1 protein-coding gene is annotated in these 1,016 nt (G+C 61.4%); it reads right to left on the minus strand.

Annotated features, from left to right (window positions below; all coding sequences use genetic code 11):
• Positions 1–2: 2 nt before the first annotated feature.
• The coding region (locus EN991_RS37660) for an adenosylhomocysteinase (protein ID WP_127370601.1) at positions 3–1,016 on the minus strand (1,014 nt) is incomplete at its 5' end.

Raw genomic sequence — 1,016 nt, forward strand, 5'->3', positions numbered from 1 at the left:
GGTTAATAGCGGTAGTGTTCCGGCTTGAACGGACCCTGCGGCGTGACGCCGATATAGGCGGCCTGTTCACCCGACAGTTCGGTCAGGCGGGCGCCGAGCTTGTCGAGATGCAGGCGGGCGACCTTTTCGTCGAGATGCTTGGGCAGGACATAGACCTGGTTCTCGTACTGGCCGGGCTTGGTGTAGAGCTCGATCTGCGCCAGCACCTGGTTGGTGAAGGATGCCGACATGACGAAGCTCGGGTGGCCGGTGGCGTTGCCGAGATTGAGCAGCCGTCCTTCCGACAAAAGGATCATCCGCTTGCCGTCCGCGAAGGTGATCATATCGACCTGCGGCTTGACGTTGGTCCATTTCAAATTGCGCAGCGCGGCGACCTGGATCTCATTATCGAAATGGCCGATGTTGCCGACGATGACCATGTCCTTCATAGAGCGCATATGGTCGAGGGTGACGACATCCTTGTTGCCGGTGGTGGTGATGACGATATCGGCGGTGGGGGCCGCATCTTCCAGCGTGACGACTTCAAAACCGTCCATCGCCGCCTGCAGGGCGCAGATCGGATCGACCTCGGTGACCTTGACGCGGGCGCCGGCGCCCTTGAGCGAGGCCGACGAGCCCTTGCCGACGTCGCCATAACCGCACACGACAGCGACCTTGCCGGCCATCATCGTGTCGGTGCCGCGGCGGATGCCGTCGACCAGCGATTCCTTGCAGCCATACTTGTTGTCGAACTTCGACTTGGTGACCGAGTCGTTGACGTTGATTGCGGGGAAGGGCAGCAGGCCCTTCTTCTGCAGCTGGTAGAGGCGGTTGACGCCGGTGGTCGTCTCTTCGGTGACGCCGCGGATCGCCGCCTTCTGCTTGGTGAAGAAGCCGGGCGAAGCCTTCAGGCGCTTCTTGACCTGGGCGTAGAAATATTCCTCTTCCTCGCTCTGCGGGTTGGACAGCACGTCCGCGCCGATCAGGATGTACATGGTGGCGTCGCCGCCATCATCGAGGATCATGTTGGAGAGGCC

The sequence above is a fragment of the Mesorhizobium sp. M7A.F.Ca.US.005.03.2.1 genome (genome assembly GCF_003997795.1).
GTDB lineage: Bacteria > Pseudomonadota > Alphaproteobacteria > Rhizobiales > Rhizobiaceae > Mesorhizobium > Mesorhizobium ciceri.